At 71.1% G+C, this 16044-nt stretch carries 15 protein-coding genes; 8 read left to right on the top strand and 7 right to left on the bottom strand.

The features are described 5' to 3' along the window. Positions 1 to 18 precede the first annotated feature (18 nt). Positions 19 to 888: a DUF1028 domain-containing protein gene (locus tag CUC05_RS00605; RefSeq protein ID WP_108664137.1), complete on the top strand. Its 870-nt coding sequence runs from the start codon at positions 19 to 21 to the stop codon at positions 886 to 888. An 18-nt stretch (positions 889 to 906) separates the two neighbouring features. On the opposite strand, the gene CUC05_RS00600 is transcribed toward CUC05_RS00605, so the two are convergent. From CUC05_RS00600 to CUC05_RS00575, 7 genes are all read right to left on the bottom strand, one after another. Further along, positions 907 to 1842 (bottom strand): mechanosensitive ion channel family protein, encoded by a 936-nt coding sequence (locus CUC05_RS00600; protein ID WP_108664136.1) that lies wholly within the window; start codon positions 1840 to 1842, stop codon positions 907 to 909. A 119-nt stretch (positions 1843 to 1961) separates the two neighbouring features. Beyond that, positions 1962 to 4232 (bottom strand): cell wall-binding repeat-containing protein, encoded by a 2271-nt coding sequence (locus CUC05_RS00595; protein ID WP_108664135.1) that lies wholly within the window; start codon positions 4230 to 4232, stop codon positions 1962 to 1964. A gap of 87 nt (positions 4233 to 4319) precedes the next feature. After that, positions 4320 to 4901 carry a hypothetical protein gene (locus CUC05_RS00590; RefSeq protein ID WP_157965050.1) on the bottom strand — a complete coding sequence of 194 codons (582 nt, stop codon included), beginning with the start codon at positions 4899 to 4901 and terminating at the stop codon, positions 4320 to 4322. A 33-nt stretch (positions 4902 to 4934) separates the two neighbouring features. Next, on the bottom strand, positions 4935 to 5615 hold the full coding sequence (locus tag CUC05_RS00585; protein WP_108664133.1) for a hypothetical protein: 681 nt from the start codon (positions 5613 to 5615) through the stop codon (positions 4935 to 4937). Positions 5616 to 5705: 90 nt separating this feature from the next. Continuing rightward, positions 5706 to 6212, bottom strand: a complete 507-nt coding sequence (locus CUC05_RS00580) for an HNH endonuclease (protein ID WP_170127882.1) — start codon at positions 6210 to 6212, stop codon at positions 5706 to 5708. Positions 6213 to 6228: 16 nt separating this feature from the next. Then, a complete protein-coding gene (locus tag CUC05_RS24370) occupies positions 6229 to 6387 on the bottom strand; it encodes a hypothetical protein (protein WP_157965048.1) in 159 nt (52 codons plus the stop codon). 68 nt (positions 6388 to 6455) lie between these two features. Continuing rightward, positions 6456 to 7136, bottom strand: coding sequence for a GntR family transcriptional regulator (locus CUC05_RS00575; RefSeq protein WP_157965047.1), 681 nt, complete (start codon positions 7134 to 7136; stop codon positions 6456 to 6458). A gap of 355 nt (positions 7137 to 7491) precedes the next feature. Between CUC05_RS00575 and CUC05_RS00570 the strand changes: the two genes are divergently transcribed. From CUC05_RS00570 to CUC05_RS00540, 7 genes are all read left to right on the top strand, one after another. Then, entirely contained in the window at positions 7492 to 8481 is a 990-nt protein-coding gene (locus tag CUC05_RS00570) for a cation diffusion facilitator family transporter (RefSeq protein WP_205712056.1), read from the top strand. A gap of 43 nt (positions 8482 to 8524) precedes the next feature. Beyond that, positions 8525 to 10645 carry an ABC transporter ATP-binding protein gene (locus CUC05_RS00565; protein WP_108664129.1) on the top strand — a complete coding sequence of 707 codons (2121 nt, stop codon included), beginning with the start codon at positions 8525 to 8527 and terminating at the stop codon, positions 10643 to 10645. A gap of 13 nt (positions 10646 to 10658) precedes the next feature. Further along, positions 10659 to 12410, top strand: coding sequence for an ABC transporter substrate-binding protein (locus CUC05_RS00560; RefSeq protein WP_108664128.1), 1752 nt, complete (start codon positions 10659 to 10661; stop codon positions 12408 to 12410). Between the two features lie 77 nt (positions 12411 to 12487). After that, positions 12488 to 13462: an ABC transporter permease gene (locus CUC05_RS00555; RefSeq protein ID WP_108664127.1), complete on the top strand. Its 975-nt coding sequence runs from the start codon at positions 12488 to 12490 to the stop codon at positions 13460 to 13462. Next, positions 13459 to 14355 carry an ABC transporter permease gene (locus CUC05_RS00550; protein WP_108664126.1) on the top strand — a complete coding sequence of 299 codons (897 nt, stop codon included), beginning with the start codon at positions 13459 to 13461 and terminating at the stop codon, positions 14353 to 14355. The genes CUC05_RS00555 and CUC05_RS00550 overlap by 4 nt, the downstream gene beginning before the upstream one ends. A gap of 94 nt (positions 14356 to 14449) precedes the next feature. Next, the gene (locus tag CUC05_RS00545; protein WP_157965046.1) at positions 14450 to 14986 is read left to right on the top strand and encodes a cupin domain-containing protein; all 537 of its coding nucleotides are present in this window, start codon (positions 14450 to 14452) and stop codon (positions 14984 to 14986) included. Then, positions 14987 to 16021: an alpha/beta hydrolase family protein gene (locus tag CUC05_RS00540; RefSeq protein ID WP_108664124.1), complete on the top strand. Its 1035-nt coding sequence runs from the start codon at positions 14987 to 14989 to the stop codon at positions 16019 to 16021. Positions 16022 to 16044 lie beyond the last annotated feature (23 nt).

Raw genomic sequence — 16044 nt, 5'->3', positions numbered from 1 at the left:
GGTTCTAGGCTCCGCGGCATGACCCGCTCCCGTCGTCCGTCGCTGCACCTCTCCACCTTCTCCATCGTCGGCGCCGACCCGGACGCGGGCGACGTCGGGGTGGCGGTGCAGTCCAAGTTCCTCGCGGTGGGGGCGATCGTGCCGTGGGCACGTGGAGGCGTCGGCGCGGCGGCGGTCCAGGCGTTCCCGGACGTGACCGTGGGGCCCCGGGCGCTCGATCGGCTGGCAGCGGGCGAGGACCCCGACGCCGTGCTCGACGCGCTGGTTCGCGCCGACCCGATGGCGTCCCAGCGGCAAACCGGCCTCGTGGCGGCTGACGGGCGTGCCGCCTCGCACACCGGAGAGGACTGCTTCGACCACCGGGGATCCCTCGTCGGACCGGGCTACGCCGTGCAGGGCAACGTGCTGGCCGGCCCCGAGGTGCTGGCGGCCATGGCGACGACGTTCCTCGACCACACCGGTCCGCTGGCCCATCGGCTGCTGGCCGCGCTGCAGGCCGGTCAGGACGCGGGCGGCGAGAAGCGCGGGATGGAGTCGTCGGCGCTGGTCGTCGCCAGGCCCGGCGGCGGGTACGGCGGCAACCACGACCGGCTGGTCGACCTCCGGGTCGACCACGACGAGGACCCGATCAGCCGACTGGCCGAGCTGCTGGAGGTCAGGGACTTCCACTTCGACCGGACCCCGCCCTCGGCGTGGTTCCCGCTGGAGGGGGAGGTCCGCGGCGAGGTCGCCGCGCTCCTGCGCCGTGGTGGCTGGCTGGACGACCACACCGCCCTGCCGGCGGCGCTGATGGACTTCATGGGCTGGGAGAACCTGGAGGAGCGCTGGGCCGACGACGACCACGTCGACCCCGTCGTGCTGGCACACCTCCGTGGCGTGCACGGCTGAGCCCCCGGGGGGCGACGGTCAGGCCGCCCGGTCCTGGCGACCCCGGGTCACGGCCTCGCTGAACGACGCGCGGGCGTCGAGCTCGATCACGTCGGCCGGCATGGCGATCCCGGCCTCGTTGAGGGCGTTGGTCAGCGCCACGACGACGCGGTCCTGCACCGTCCGGATGTCTGCCTGACGCGAGGAGGTCCAGTACCGGACGTCGAAGTCGATCGTGGACGTGCCGAGCTGGGTGTACAGGGTCTGCGGCGCCGGGTCGGACTCGACGCCCTCCACCCCCTCGACGGCCTCCAGGGCGACCTGCCTGGCCCGCTCGAGGTCGGCGTCGTAGTCGACCCCGACCGCGATGACCGACCGCTTGACGTCGTAGGCGGTCTGGACCCGTACCGAGGAGGAGTAGACGTCGGAGTTGGGGATCAGGATGCGCTGCCCGTCGTAGGTCTTCAGGCGTGTCTCGCGGATGGTGATCGCCTCGACCGTGCCGGTGTGCCCGGCCACCTCTATCTGGTCGCCGATCTCGAACGGCTGTCGGAACAGCAGCAGCAGTCCGGCGAGGGTGTTCTGGAGGATGTCCTTGAACGCGAACCCGATCGCGACCGAGGAGATGCCCAGGCCCCCGATCACGGCCGCGAGGTCGACGCTCGGCACGGCGATGACCAGCGCGACCAGCACCCCGAGGAACACCACGCCTCCTCGGGCGAGACGGGACATGACGTCCAGGAAGGAGTCGGAACGGTCCGTGGTCGAGGAAAGCGCCTTGCGGACGAGCGTCGCGACGAGCCGTCCGAGCAGCACGAACACGACCAGGACGACGATCGCGAGCAGGATCTGCGGGACCTGCTCGGCGATCGACGCCAGCGCATCCTCCGTACCCTCGGCGATCCGGGCCGATGGGTCGACGTCGACCACGGCGTCGGGGGTGGGCGAGGCGGTCTGGGCGAGGATCGTGCGCATGGCCCGTCACCTACCCTGCGCCCCGGCGACCCAACCGCCGAAGGTGGTTCATCACCGTCGGACGACACGACCTCGGGGAGGGGGACTCCCCGAGGCCGTGGTGCATCACGCGGTCGATGTCACTCGTTCAGGGCGGCCTCGGCGGCGTCGCAGGCGGCGCTCGTCGTGGTCGTTCCACAGACGAGCGACGTGCCGCCACCCCGGAGGTAGTCGACGGTCGGGGCCGGCAGCGTCTCGCCCTGGCCCAGCACGATCGGGGCGAGGCTGCGGCTCGCTCGCAGCGCCGCGGGGAAGGCATCGGCCCATGCATCCGGGTCGGCACCGTCCACGAGGATGGTCTCGTCGGCGTCCGCGGCGGTGGGTGCCCCGCGTTCGGCCGCGATGGCGACCGCGGTCGCGTAGCGGGTGTCACCGGCCAGGCGCTCGACGGTGATCCCCAGCGCCCCGAGGTCGGTCACGACCTGCTCGTCGACGGCAGCAGTCCCACCGACCACGAGCACCTCGGTGACTCCAGCGTCGGTGAGGTAGCCGGCTGTCGCCGTCGACAGGGCGCCGGACTCCGTCAGCAACAGCGGGATGCCGAGGTCAGCAGCCAGCGCCCCGGCAGCCAGGGAGTCGGCGAACGCCTGTGTCGTGTCCGCATCACCTGCCGGGTAGCCGCGGACGAGCACGGCCCGGTCCGCTGTGGGGGCGATGTCACCGGCGATCTCGACCGCCGTCTCGATGCGGCTGGCGCCGCCGAGGCGCTCGACGGCGTAGCCGAGGTCAGCCAGGTCGGTGTCGACCTGCTCGGAGAGTGCTGAGGTGCCACCGAGCAGCACGACACGGTTGGCACCGAGCCGCTCCAGCTCGTCGGCGACGCGGGGGTCGAGGCCGTCACCTCCGGTCAGCAGCAGCGGTGCGTCCAGCAGCCCCTGCGCCCCGCCGGAGGCCAAGGAGTCGGCGAACAGGTCGTCACGGCCGACGAGGACCGTCTGGCCCCCGCCGTCCTGGGCGAAGGCGGCCCCGGTGCTCGTCGCCGTGGAGAGGGAGGGACTGCTGCCGTCGAGGGCGGCGAACGCCGGTCCGGTCGAGGTCAACCCGGACCAGGCGATGGATCGGTCGACGTTGTCGCCCGCGGAGTCCACGACGAGCACGTCGACGCCGCTCGGCGGCTCGGCCACGTCGATCGTCACGGTCGCCACGTTGCTTCGCCGCGCGCTCGCCAGGACCGTGTAGGTGAAGGTGTCGGTGCCTGCGAAGTCGGCGTCCGGGGTGTAGGTGAACGCACCGGAGGGATCGAGCTCGACGGTCCCGTTGGACGGGCCGTCCTCGAGGTCAGCGGTGAGCTCACCGAGGTTGTTGGCCAGGTCGTTGGCCAGCACCCCATCGGCGGGGACATCCAGCACCACACCGGCCGTGGTCTCGTAGGCGTCGTCGACCGCGGTCGGCCTGGTGACCGACGGCGTGCCGATGCGAACGGTGTTGTCCACGCTCGTCGAGGCCGGCGTCAGCTCGCCGCCGGGGGCGGTTGCGGCACCGGCCGGCACGGAGACGGTGATGACGCCCGTCCCGGTCGCACCGTCGACCAGCACCTCGTAGCTGCTGCCCATGCCGTTCACGGTCGCCGACAGCATGCCGGGCACGGTGCTGCCGGTGAAGTCGATGTCAGTGGCGTCGAAGCCGGTGACCGGTTCGCTGAACTCCACGTCGAAGGCGACCGGCAGCCGGTCGGTGGGGTCGGGCTGCGCCGCGCCCTGCTCGACGGTGACGGCGAGGGCCGGTCGGGGTGAGGCGTCACCGTTGACCTCGAGCACCATGTGCATGTTCGGGAACCCGAGGTCGCCGGTGGGGGTCGGCGTGGTCACGCCGCAATCGGGCGCGAGCAGGTAGCCGGGCGCCGTCTGGCCATCGCTGTTGGAACCGATGAAGAAGGTGTTGCCGGCACCCTGCCCGTTGGGGGTGAAGACCTCGACGACGAGGTTGGAGTAGTCGGGCACGGCCACCGGGGTGTTCAGCGCCACGTCCAGGAGCGTGAGGCTTTGGTTGCCGACGGCGATGGGGCTGTCGACCAGCAGGGTGAGCCCGTCGATGCCCGGTGTGTCGTTCTGCGTGCTGAACAGCCGTACGACAGCAGGCTGGGTCCCGGAGCCAGAGGACGCCGTTTCCACACCGATCGTCAGGCTGGTCACGTCCATGCCGCGGAGCCCGAGGGCGGGCAGGTCGAACAGCCGGAAGTAGCTGTTGTCCGTGTGCGCGCCGCTGTTGCAGGACACCGAGTTGAACTGGACGATGTTCTGCGTCGCGGTCTGTGACAACGTGGTCGGAACCGCTTGCGCAGGCAGCATTCCCGCCCACAGGACCGACCAGATGACGACCGTGGCCATGGACGACGTACGGATTCTGCGCATGTTGCCTCCCTCGGGTACCCCAACGTCTGCTCGTCGGTGAGAGTGCAACCTACGCACTCGTCCGCTCGTGCACTGCCCAGCCCGCGTTCAGGCAACACGCGTTCCTGAACGTGCGTCACCACCTGACCGGCCGATGACCCGTTCGGTGGCCGACGGAACCCATCCGTCGCCGGGACAGGCCCGCTGCAGGCTGATGCGGTCGAAGGCGCCGTCGACCGGCACAGCGACGTTCCCGTCGGGGTGGTCGAAGGCGTAGGCGCCGCTGAAGGGTGCATGCCGGACGATCCGATCCCAGCAGGACGGGCACGGCAACATGCAGCGGACGACCACGACTCGGCCGGAACGGATGCGCAGCGTCCAGCGGTCCGACGGATGGACCCCGACGACGGTGACGGTGCCGCGAAACCGCGACGTCCCGGCCTCCACGGGTGCGTCCGCGAGGTGGTCGAGCAGGTACGCCGCCCATTCGGCGATGGGCTCGTCCCGGGCGAGCACATCGACCACCCGAAGCGCGCGACCGTCGGCGGTCGGTTCCCACGGCACGACGTCCCCCGGACGATGCGCTCGGCCCGCCGGGTGGACCGACATGGCACGCAGGCGTTCGTGCTCCGCCCGGGTCAGTCGCGGAGACACGGCCAGCACGCCGGTGTGCAGGGGATGGTCCGTCACGGGCACGACACCGCCTCCGTCAGCCGACCGATGTCAGCCGGTCCAGGCCGACGAGTCGTCGTGCCAGCCGAGCGGGCGGGCGTCCGGGATCCGGGACAGGTCGATCCACCAGTCGTGGAGGAAGTCCGGCGACCACGGCCAGGTGATGCTGCGCTGTCGCTCCACGGGCGGCCAGCCGAAGGTGATGCAGCGCGCGTCGTGCCGAGCCGGCAGCTCGGGGACCCGGCCGTCGAGCATGTTGCCCTCCGCCACGGGATGCAGGAAGCGATAGGCGTTGCTCGGCCGCACGGTGAGCAACGTCCCGGCCCAGCAGGACGGACACGGCATCGAGAACCGGTCGACGACCACACCGTCCTCGTCGGCCATCAGCGTCCACCGGTCGGTGCTGATCTCACCGGTGACGGTTGCCTCTCCCAGGACCCGATGGTCGTAGGTGAAGCCCGCGAAGGTGCGGCCCACGAGGGCCGGCCCCTCCTCTCCCAGCAAGTGGGTCCGGAGGAACACGACCCACTCGGCGATCGGCTCCTTGGTGCCGAACTCGACATCCATCGACAGGGTGGCCCCGTCGTCGTCGATCGTCCACGGCAGCGACGACCCCGGCCACCGGCCGCGCGACGGCGTCCCGCGGCCGAGGCGGCGCAGGTAGGCCCGCTCGCGGGGGTTCAGCGGCGGGTCGACGGTCAGGGTGTCATCGGTGGTGCAGGCGTATCCCATGGCCGGATGATCCGACGCCAGGACGGCGCGGCGTCGAGAAACTGGTCCGGCCTCGTGGACAACTCCCGGTCCCGACTCGGGCAGGGCGCCTCAGGCGGCGGGCAGGTACGGCTCCCACGCGCCGCGGCCGAGGCGGGCCAGCTGGCGCGACAGCACGACCAGCCGGCTCGGGGCAACCGGCCGGACGCGCAGGGTGGACCAGTCGGGCATCGCGCTGCCCTTGTCGTTGTTGCACGACAGGCACGACGTGACCACGTTGGCCCACTCGTGCCGGCCGCCCCTGGACCTGGGCACGATGTGGTCGACGGTGTCACCCGGCATGCCGCACCAGCCGCACGACCACCGGTCACGGGCCAGCAGCGCGGACTTGGTGACCCGGGTGTGCACCCCCGCCGGTGACGGAACCCAGCCGACACGCACGATCACGGTCGGGGCCGGCAACGTGACCGATGGGCTGCGGATCACGCCCTCGCTGGCCAGCGTCTCGGCCCGCTGGGTCATCACCAGCGAGACGGCGCGGGACAGGGGAATGGCACCGAGGGGCAGGCCTGCACCGTTCAGGACCAGCGTTGGCCTCGTGGGCTTCACGGGGATCATCCGGTCCTGCACTGCGCTACCTCCCGAGGGGTCCTGGTGGCGACATCCGGGCGCCGCTGGGCCCGTGGAGCAGCATCATCTCCTCGAACACGTCCGTGTCGGCGGCCACGACGACACCGCGACCGCGGTCCCTGCGGACCGCCCCTGGCGCCTCGGCCGTGGTCACGTGCGTCACGTGTCCAGTGTTGCGCGTCCGGCGGTGTCGTGGGGCGGAACTTCGGCTGATCGTCCCGCGAACGGGTGTCAGGCGGTGGGCTGCTCGCCTCGGTACAGGTTCACCGCGGATGCCGCGCCGCCCGGGAGCGGGTTGGTCAGCGCCGCCGTCACGGCCGCGAGGATGTTGGCCCGGCTGGTCTCGACCTGTCGCCGTGCGGTTTCCCGCGCCAGCGCGGCGTCGCGCTTCTCCAGGGCCTCGAGCAGGTCGGCATGGTCGCTGTCGTGCACCTGCACGTCGGCGGTGAGGTCCAGGCCGAGGAAGAACAGCCGCTCCCCCTCCTCGAGCAGGTTCTCCAGCATCGCTGCCAAGCGGGCGCTGCCCGACGCGGCGGCCAGCAGGACGTGGAAGTCGCTGGCCTGCTGCACCAGTGCGGCGTAGTCGGCGTCGTGGCTGTGCACCGACAGCTCGCGCAGCTGCGCGAGCTGTGCCTCGGTGGCGTTGCGTGCGGCCAGCTCCGCCGCGGCCGGCTCCAGCAACACGCGCAGGTGGAACATCTCCTGGACGTCGGCCAGCGTGACCTCGGTCACGAGGTACCCCTGCCGCGGCCGCACCTTCACGAAGCCCTCGTGGGACAGCATTCCGAGCGCCTCGCGGACGGGCGTCTTGCTCATGCCGAGCGCCTCGGCCAGCGCGCCCTCGAACAGGGTCGCACCGGGCGGGATCGCACAGGTGAGGATCTGCCCCTTCAGGTGGCGGTACGCCCGCACCGTGGCGCTCTGCGCCGACGATGCGGACGGTTCGTGTGACGTTCCGCGATATCCGGACACAACAACCTCGTAACCTCTGATATATCTACGTCTGCTATCTCATATATCTACGTACATATCTGTACCCGTCCGAAACTCTCGAGGCTATCCCGTGGACCTTCCGAACGACCGACCGAGCAGCGGCGCCAAGCATGCCCCACACGAGGGACACGACCGAGGCCATGGCGCCGAGGACCACGCGCCGCACGCCGAGGACCACCACGAGGCCCATGACCACGGGCACGACCACGAGCACGACCACGGACACGACCACGGACACGACCACGACCACGAGCACCGGTCTGGTCTCCGCGGGATGATCGACGAGCTCTTCCGACCGCACAGCCACGACGCGGCCGACTCCTTCGACTCGGCGCTGGAGACCTCCGCGCAGGGCATCCGCGCGGTCAAGATCAGCTTGGCCGCGCTGATGGTCACGGCGGTCCTGCAGGTCCTCGTCGTGCTCGTGACGGGCTCGGTGGCGCTGCTGGCCGACACCATCCACAACTTCTCCGACGCCCTGACGTCGATCCCGCTGTGGATCGCCTTCGTCATCGGCCGCCGTGTCGCCACCCGGTCCTACACCTTCGGCTACCGCCGCGCCGAGGACCTCGCCGGCCTGTTCATCGTGGCGATGATCGCCCTGTCCGCCGTGATCGCCGGCTACGAGTCCATCCGCCGGATCGTCGACCCGGTCGAGGTCGAGAACCTCGGCCTGCTCGTCGCCGCCGGCATCATCGGCTTCCTCGGCAACGAGGCCGTCGCGGTGTACCGGATACGCATCGGCGAGCGCATCGGCTCGGCCGCCCTGGTCGCCGACGGCCACCACGCCCGCACCGACGGGCTGACGTCCCTCGCCGTCGTGCTCGGCGCGATCGGCGTCTACTTCGGCTTCCCGATGGCCGACCCGATCATCGGCCTGCTCATCACCGTGGCGATCCTCTTCGTGCTCCGCGACGCCATGCGCCAGGTGTTCCGGCGCCTCATGGACGGCGTCGACGAGTCGACCACACTGCGAGTGGAGTCCATCGCCGCAGCCGTCCCCGGCGTGCTCGCGACCGACAGCGTCCGTGTCCGTTGGGTGGGGCACCGGCTGGACGCCAGCCTGCACGTCGTGGTCGACGCGTCGTTGACCGTCGCCGAGGGCCACGCAGTCGCCGAGGACGTGCGCCACGAGCTCTTCCACGGTGTCGACAAGCTCGACGAGGTGGTCGTGCACGTCGACCCCGACGGGGATCACGAACATCACGAAACGACGCGCCACCACCTCGAGCGGCTTGGCATGCTCCCGCGGACCGACGCCTAGCGTCACGCCCCGGAAACCCGCTGTCACCCATGATCCACGCCGCATGCCACTGACGACACCGACCACCGCCACCACCGGTTCGCCCGACGCCAGGGGTCCCCTCCTGCACGTGGAGGACCTGCGCGTCAGCTTCCGCACCCCCCGGGGCCGCGTCCTCGCGGTGGATGCCGTCGACCTGCACGTCGACCCCGGTGAGGTCCTCGCCGTCGTCGGCGAGTCCGGGTCGGGCAAGAGCGTCTCGATGCTGGCCACGATGGGGCTGCTGCCCGGGACCGCGACCGTCTCGGGCACCATCGCGCTGGACGGCACGGACCTGCTGCAGTGCTCGGCCCGTCACATACGTCAGGTTCGGGGGCGCGACATCGCCATGGTCTTCCAGGACCCGATGTCGTCGCTCAACCCGGTGCACACCGTCGGGCAGCAGGTCGAGGAGATGCTCCTGCTCCACACCGGACTGGATCGTCGCGCCCGCCGTGCCCGGGCGATCGAGCTGCTGGACCGGGTCGGCATTCCCGCCGCGGCCGACCGGGTGGACAGCTACCCCCACGAGTTCTCCGGCGGGATGCGCCAGCGCGCCATGATCGCGATCGCCCTGGCGTGTGACCCCAAGCTGCTGATCGCCGACGAGCCGACCACCGCCCTCGACGTGACCGTGCAGAGCCAGATCATCGAGCTGGTCAGGACGCTGCAGGCCGACACGGGCATGTCGGTGGTGTGGATCACCCACGACCTCGGCGTGGTCGCCGAGCTGGCCGACCGGGTCGCGGTGATGTACGCCGGTCGGGTCGTGGAGTGCGGGCCGGCGGACCGCATCTACAACGCCACCCAGCACCCCTACACCTCCGGGTTGCTGCGGTCGATCCCTCGGCTGAACCGTCCGGTCGAGGACGTCCTGCCGGAGATCCCCGGGAGCCCCCCGACTCGCTCGGACCCCTCGGCGAGCTGCGCGTTCGCCCCCCGCTGCCCCGCGGCGACCAGCGAGTGCCACGACACGCTCCCCGTCCTGGAACACCACGGGGAGGCGACCCACCTGTCGGCCTGTCTGCACACCGGATGCGTGGACGACGGGCTGGCGTGGCAGCCCGACCGTCCCGTCGCGGACGGTGCCGTCGACACGGCGGCCGCCGCCACGGACGCGATCGTGGAGATGGACGGTGTGGCGGTGCACTTCCCCGTGCGTCGCGGGTTGCTGGGCCGGCACCGCAGCGTCGTGCGTGCCGTGGACGGCGTGGACCTACGAGTGCATCGCGGTCGGACGCTCGGCATCGTCGGCGAGAGCGGCTGCGGCAAGACCACCCTGGGCCGGACCGTCGTGGGGCTGATCGACCCGACCGACGGCGAGGTCCGCATCGACGGCACGCCCCTGTCGACCCGGCCCGGCCGTCACCGTCGCCGGGTGCAGATGGTCTTCCAGGACCCGTTCTCGTCGATGAACCCCGGCATGCGGGTGCGCGACATCGTCGCCGAGCCCATCCGGATCCACCGGTTGCACCCCGAGTCCGAGATCGACGAGGTGGTCGGCAACCTGCTCGAGCGGGTCGGGATCCGGGCGGCGACGATGGACCGGCACCCCCACGAGTTCTCCGGCGGACAGCGGCAGCGCATCGCCATCGCCCGGGCGCTGGCCGCCCAGCCCGAGGTCATCGTCTGCGACGAGGCGGTGTCCAGCCTCGACGTGTCGGTCCAGGCCCAGATCGTCAACCTGCTCCGCGAGCTGCAGGTGGAGGAGGGGCTGGCGTTCGTGTTCGTCGCCCACGACCTCGCGGTGGTCCGGCAGATCTCCCACGAGGTCGCGGTGATGTACCTCGGGCAGGTCGTCGAGCAGGGACCTCGCGACGTCCTGTACGCCGACCCCCTGCACCCCTACACCCGGGCCCTGCTCGACGCCGTGCCGACGCCCGAACCCGGCGCGGACGACGACCGCGTGCCCCTGCAGGGCGACCTGCCGAGCCCCAGCGCCCCGCCCGCGGGCTGTCGCTTCCACACCCGCTGTCCGCTTGCGGTCCCCGGTGTCTGCGACACCGAGGTCCCTGCCCTTCGCACAGCCGGACCGGACAGGCGGGTCGCCTGCCACCTGGTCGAGGTCGACGCCGACGGGGCCCGCCTCGTCGCCGACCGCCGGACCCCAACCGTCGAGCCGCCCCAGGACGTCCGAACCCGATGAGAGGAACCCAACCATGACGACCGTCTACAACCGGTGGGCAGCGCTGCTGCTCCTGCTGGTCCTCGTGCTCGCCGCGTGCTCGTCCACCGACGACACCACCGACTCCGCCGACGACGGAGGGGGGGAGGACGCCGCCGCGTCCGACGAGCCCGACGAGGGCACCGACGACGACACGGACGCCGACGACACGGATGCCGACGACACGGATGCCGACGACACGGGCGACGGCGCCGCGGTGGCTTCCATGCGTGCCGCCATCACCGGCGACGAGGGCACCCTCACGCCCTACACCTACGTCACCGGCTTCCCCGGCTGGAACCTGCTGATGCTGCAGTACGACTCGCTCATGCAGATCGACGTCGACGGGGTCCCGCAGCCGTGGTTGGCGGAGACCGTTGACGTCAGCGACGACGGCCTGACCTACGACCTGACCCTCGTCGAGGGGGTGACGTGGCACGACGGCGAACCCTTCACCTCCGACGACGTGGTCTTCACCGTCGACTACTTCCTGGCCAACGCGGCCGGCCGGTTCAGCCGCAACCTCGGCGCGGTGACCGAGGCAACCGCCGACGGTGACCTCGGTGTCACCCTCACCCTGGAGGCACCCAGCCCCTCCTTCCCCCTGAGCACCCTCAGCGACGTGCCGATCCTTCCCGAGCACATCTGGTCCACCGTGGAGGACCCCGAGACCCACCAGTTCGAGGGGCCCAACATCGGCACCGGCCCCTACACCCTGGAGGAGTACCAGGCCGACACGAGCTATCGCCTCGTCGCCAACCCCGACTACTTCCGCGGCACCCCGACCGTGGATGAGCTCGTGATCGTGCAGTTCGCCGACGACGCCGGTGCGCTGGCCGCCATCCGCTCCGGTGAGGTCGACGTCGTGTTCGACCAGATCGCCCCCGAGCAGGTCGACCTCCTCGGCCAGCAGGGCACCATCGAGATCGCCCAGGGCCCCGAGTACAGCTCGCAGCTGCTGTACTTCGACGCCTCCAAGGCCCCGTTCGACGACATCGCCGTGCGGCAGGCCATGTCGCTGGCCGTCGACCGACAGGACCTGGTCGACACCGTCTTCCTCGGCGCCGCCACCGTCGGCTCCGCCGGGTGGATCCACCCCGACCAGCCGACGTTCAACAGCGCCGTCGAGACGACCACCGACGTCGAGCAGGCCAACACCCTGCTGGAGGACGCCGGCTACACCGACGGCGACGGCGACGGCATCCGCGAGGCCGACGGCGAACCCATGAGCTACGAGCTGCTGACCCCGTCGGGCGACTCCCTGCGCCTGCGGACCGCCGAGCTCGTCGCGGCGATGCTGGCCGACATCGGCATCCAGGCCAACGTCTCGTCGGTCGAGCAGGCCACCTGGGAGGAGGCGGTCTGGCCCGGCTTCGACGTCGCCAACGGCCGCAACTACGACCTTGCCATGTGGGGCTGGTCGGCGCCGATCCAGGCCGACGCCAGCCGCGTGGCATCGCTGGTCCACTCCGAGATCGAGATCGGGTCGTTGAACCTGACCGCCTTCGCCGACCCCGAGATGGACGAGGTCGCCCAGGCCCTGACCGTCGAGGGCGACGACGCCACCCGCACCGAGCTGATCGGCGAGCTGCAGTCGCTGTTCGCCGAACGGCTCCCGTTCGTGACCCTGCTGTACCCCGACGGCGCGTACGCCTACGACGCCGCCGTGTACGACGGCTGGGCCTTCGTCAACGGGCAGGGCATCGTTTCCAAGCTGTCGCTGCTGGAGCCCGCCGCCCGCCCGTAACCCACGTCACGACCAGCCGTGCGGCCGGGGCCCCACCCCCCACCCGGCCGCACGGCCTCCACCCGAAGGACCGCACGATGGGACGCTTCGACACCCGACGAATCGGCCAGTACGGGCTCGTGCTGGTCATCGCCGTCACCCTCAACTTCCTGCTCCCCCGTTTGATGCCCGGCAACCCGCTGGCGCTCATCGCCGGCGTCGACGTCGGCCTGTTGACTCCCGACCAGCGCGCCGAGCTGGTCACGGAGTTCGGCCTCGACACCCCGGTCTGGCAGCAGTACGTGCGCTACTGGCAGGACCTGCTGACCCTGGACCTGGGCTACTCCTACCGGTCGGGACAGGCCATCCTCGGGATGCTGCTGGAGCGGCTGCCCTGGACCTTGCTGCTGACCGGTTCGGCCCTCCTGATCTCGGGCGTCATCGGCATCGTCGCAGGGGCCATCTCGGCCTGGCGACGGGGCGGCGCGCTGGACCTGACCCTGCTGACCTCCATGATCGGCCTGGAGTCGATGCCGGCCTTCTGGCTCGGGATGCTGCTGATCTCGGGCTTCGCCGTGTCGTTGGGGGTGCTGCCGTCCTTCGGCGCCGAGACCGCCGTCAGCGGGCTGGAGGGCTGGGACCGGTTCGTCGACATCGCCGAGCACGCCGTGCTGCCCGTCCTGACCCTGTCCATCGTCTCGACCCCGGGGGTCTACATGACCATGCGGTACAGCATGCTGGAGGTCCTCGGCGAGGACTTCATCCGCACCGGCCGCGCCAAGGGTGCAACCGAACGTCGGCTGCTGTTCCGCCACGTGGCCCGCAACGCGCTCGCACCGGTCCTGACGGTGCTTGCCCTGCGCCTGGGCTACGCCTTCGGGGGAACGGTGGTGATCGAGACGGTGTTCTCCTACCCGGGCCTCGGCCGGCTCGTCTTCGAGGCCGTGGGTGGCCGCGACTACCCCGTCATGCAGGCCGCCTTCCTGGTCTTCACCTTCGCGGTGCTGGCCGCCAACCTGCTGGCCGAGCTGGTCTACCCGCTGCTGGACCCGCGCACGAGGGCGTCGGCATGAGCCAGGTCGTCGATCCCGTGGACGTCCTGCCCGCCGAGGACCCTGCCGACCCGCAGTCCGACGAGTCGACTCGCCGGCTGCCCCGCCTGGCCACCGTGCTCGGCTGGGTCGGGGGCGCGATCGTCGTGGCCCTCGTGCTCATCGCCGTGTTCGCCCCGCAGCTGGCCCCCTACGACCCGACCGAACGTGTCGGCGTGCCGTTCTCGCCGCCGGGCGCCGACCACCTGCTGGGCACCAACGACGTCGGCCAGGACCTGCTGAGCGAGCTGATCCACGGCACCCGCGTGTCGCTGCTGGTCGGGATCGTCGCTGCCACGGTCGCCATCGTCATCGGCGGCACCATCGGCACGGTCGCCGGCTACTACCCCCGGCGGCTGGGCGCCACGCTCATGCGGGGCGTCGACGTCGTCCTGATCCTGCCGTTCCTCCCCCTGCTGATCGTGCTGGCCGCCTACCTGGGACGCAGCCTGATCACCACGACGCTGGTGATCGGCTCGTTGATCTGGGCCGGATCGGCCCGGGTCATCCGCGCACAGGTGCTGTCGCTGCGCACCCGTGACTACGTGCTGGCCGCCAAGTCCATGGGCGCCACCGACCGCTGGGCCATCAGGCGGCACGTCCTGCCCCGGACCGCGTTGCTGGCCAGCGGCGAGTTCGTGCAGGCGACGGCCAGCGCGATCCTGCTCGAGGCGGCGCTGAGCTTCCTGGGCCTCGGCGATCCGCTGCAGAAGAGCTGGGGCTCGATCCTGTACTGGGCGCAGGTTCGGGGCGCGTTCTTCGGCCCGGCCTGGAAGTGGTGGGTGCTCCCGCCCGGCCTGATGATCATGGCCGCCTCGCTCGGCTTCGCCCTCCTCGCGTTCTCGCTGGAGGAGCGCATCAACCCCCGCCTGTGAACAGTCCCGCCGCCGCTCCCCACCGTGGGAGCCCGACCTCGCCATGCCCACATCCGACCCCGAACCCGAACCCCAGCCGAGAGGACCCGTGACCATGACCGACCGTGCCACCACCACCGCCCTGCCCACCGAACCCGAGGGACTCGAACGGATCGGCGAGTGCCGGGTGCTCCGCAACGTCGCCGAGCAGCCCGGCGTGGAGACCCTGGAGGGTCGCCTCGTCCCGCTGATGGGCGGCATCGACATCCGCTCCCACCTGATCGTCATGCACCCGGGGCAGTGGTGCTACCCCCACCCCCACCCGACGGAGAGCCTGATCTACACCATCTCCGGGCGTTGGGTCTTCTGCACCACCGAGGACGGCGAGGAGGTCCGCACCGTCATCGAGGCCGGCGACCTGTTCCACTTCGTCCCCGACGTGCCGACCGGTTTCGAGACGCCCTTCGAGGAGCCCGCGGTCATCCTCATCCTGAAGGGCGAGCCGGGCACGTACGCCGAGATGCAGCAGGCGATGATCGGGGCTCGCGACCACCTGCAGGAGGAGGCCGACAACGGCGAGGTCTTCTCCCTTGCCGAGCTGCCGGAGGACCACCCGGCACGCACCTTCGCCCGTTCGGTGGTGTCGTCGTAGATGGACGGCACCTGGACCCGCACCGAGGTCAGCTTCCCCAGCGGCGAGGAGCTGCTGGTCGGCGACCTGGTGCTGCCCGACGGGCCAGGACCGCATCCGGTCGTGCTCAGCGTGGCGGGCACCGGGCCGCAGGATCGCTACGGCAACCAGGTCCTGCCCGACGGCACCGTGGACCCCCATCCACGGCATCGTTGGGTCGGCGATCGGCTGGCCGCGGCGGGTATCGCCCAGATGTGCTGGGACAAGCGTGGTGTGGGGGCGAGCACCGGCGGGGACCGTGCAGCGGGTGACCCGCCGGGCGACCGCGACGCTCACGCCAGCGTGGAGACCGACGTCGTCGACCTCCTGGCCGCGGTGGACTTCCTGGCCGCCCACGAATGGATCGACCGGCGACGGATCGTCGTCATGGGAACCAGCGCGGGGGCACACTTCACCTGTCGCGCCGCTGCACGGACCGACGTGCCCGCCGGCTACGTCCTGTGGGGCGGGGTGCACCAGGAGATCGACGAGTTCGCCGACTACATCTACGCGCTCATCCGATCCTGGGCCGCGCGTGGCGACGCCGAACGGGAGGCGCTGGAGGCGAACAAGCCCGGTGCCCTTGCCACGGCGGACCGGTGGCCGGCGATGCTCGAAGCCGCCCGCCGGGGCGAGACGACCTTCGAGTGGACCGACGAGGACGGCGAGCCCCACATCCGGTACCTGACCCGCACCATCCAGGAGCTCGAGCACGCCTACCCCGAGCAGTTCGCCAACGTGACCCAGCCGGTGATGGTGATCCACGGCGACAGGGACATCAACGTGCCGGTCCAGCAGGCCCACGACTCGGCAGCCGCGCTCCGCGCCGCCGGCAACGACGACGTCACGCTGGTGATCGTCCGAGGCGCCGACCACGGCATGCACGCCGTCGCCGTCGACGACGAGGAGCACCTGCGGCGATGGATGACCGGTGGCGACCGAGGCCCCCACTCCGAGCTGTTCATCGGTGCCGTGACCGGCTGGGTTCGTGACCTGTGGGCCCGCTACCCGGCCTGAGTCGCGGACGCGGAGCCACCCAC

Source organism: Euzebya rosea, from assembly GCF_003073135.1.
Taxonomy (GTDB): domain Bacteria; phylum Actinomycetota; class Nitriliruptoria; order Euzebyales; family Euzebyaceae; genus Euzebya; species Euzebya rosea.
The sequence above is the reverse complement of the archived record's forward strand: the minus strand, read 5'-3'. Positions and strand labels throughout refer to the sequence as shown.

What these genes read in the sequence shown, in the direction of transcription:
- CUC05_RS00605 (WP_108664137.1), top strand. Translation starts at nt 19, where the DNA reads ATGACCCGCTCCCGTCGTCCGTCGCTGCACCTCTCCACCTTCTCCATC.
- CUC05_RS00600 (WP_108664136.1), bottom strand. Translation starts at nt 1,842, where the DNA reads ATGCGCACGATCCTCGCCCAGACCGCCTCGCCCACCCCCGACGCCGTG.
- CUC05_RS00595 (WP_108664135.1), bottom strand. Translation starts at nt 4,232, where the DNA reads ATGCGCAGAATCCGTACGTCGTCCATGGCCACGGTCGTCATCTGGTCG.
- CUC05_RS00585 (WP_108664133.1), bottom strand. Translation starts at nt 5,615, where the DNA reads ATGGGATACGCCTGCACCACCGATGACACCCTGACCGTCGACCCGCCG.
- CUC05_RS00580 (WP_170127882.1), bottom strand. Translation starts at nt 6,212, where the DNA reads ATGATCCCCGTGAAGCCCACGAGGCCAACGCTGGTCCTGAACGGTGCA.
- CUC05_RS00570 (WP_205712056.1), top strand. Translation starts at nt 7,492, where the DNA reads ATGATCGACGAGCTCTTCCGACCGCACAGCCACGACGCGGCCGACTCC.
- CUC05_RS00565 (WP_108664129.1), top strand. Translation starts at nt 8,525, where the DNA reads ATGCCACTGACGACACCGACCACCGCCACCACCGGTTCGCCCGACGCC.
- CUC05_RS00560 (WP_108664128.1), top strand. Translation starts at nt 10,659, where the DNA reads ATGACGACCGTCTACAACCGGTGGGCAGCGCTGCTGCTCCTGCTGGTC.
- CUC05_RS00555 (WP_108664127.1), top strand. Translation starts at nt 12,488, where the DNA reads ATGGGACGCTTCGACACCCGACGAATCGGCCAGTACGGGCTCGTGCTG.
- CUC05_RS00550 (WP_108664126.1), top strand. Translation starts at nt 13,459, where the DNA reads ATGAGCCAGGTCGTCGATCCCGTGGACGTCCTGCCCGCCGAGGACCCT.
- CUC05_RS00545 (WP_157965046.1), top strand. Translation starts at nt 14,450, where the DNA reads ATGACCGACCGTGCCACCACCACCGCCCTGCCCACCGAACCCGAGGGA.
- CUC05_RS00540 (WP_108664124.1), top strand. Translation starts at nt 14,987, where the DNA reads ATGGACGGCACCTGGACCCGCACCGAGGTCAGCTTCCCCAGCGGCGAG.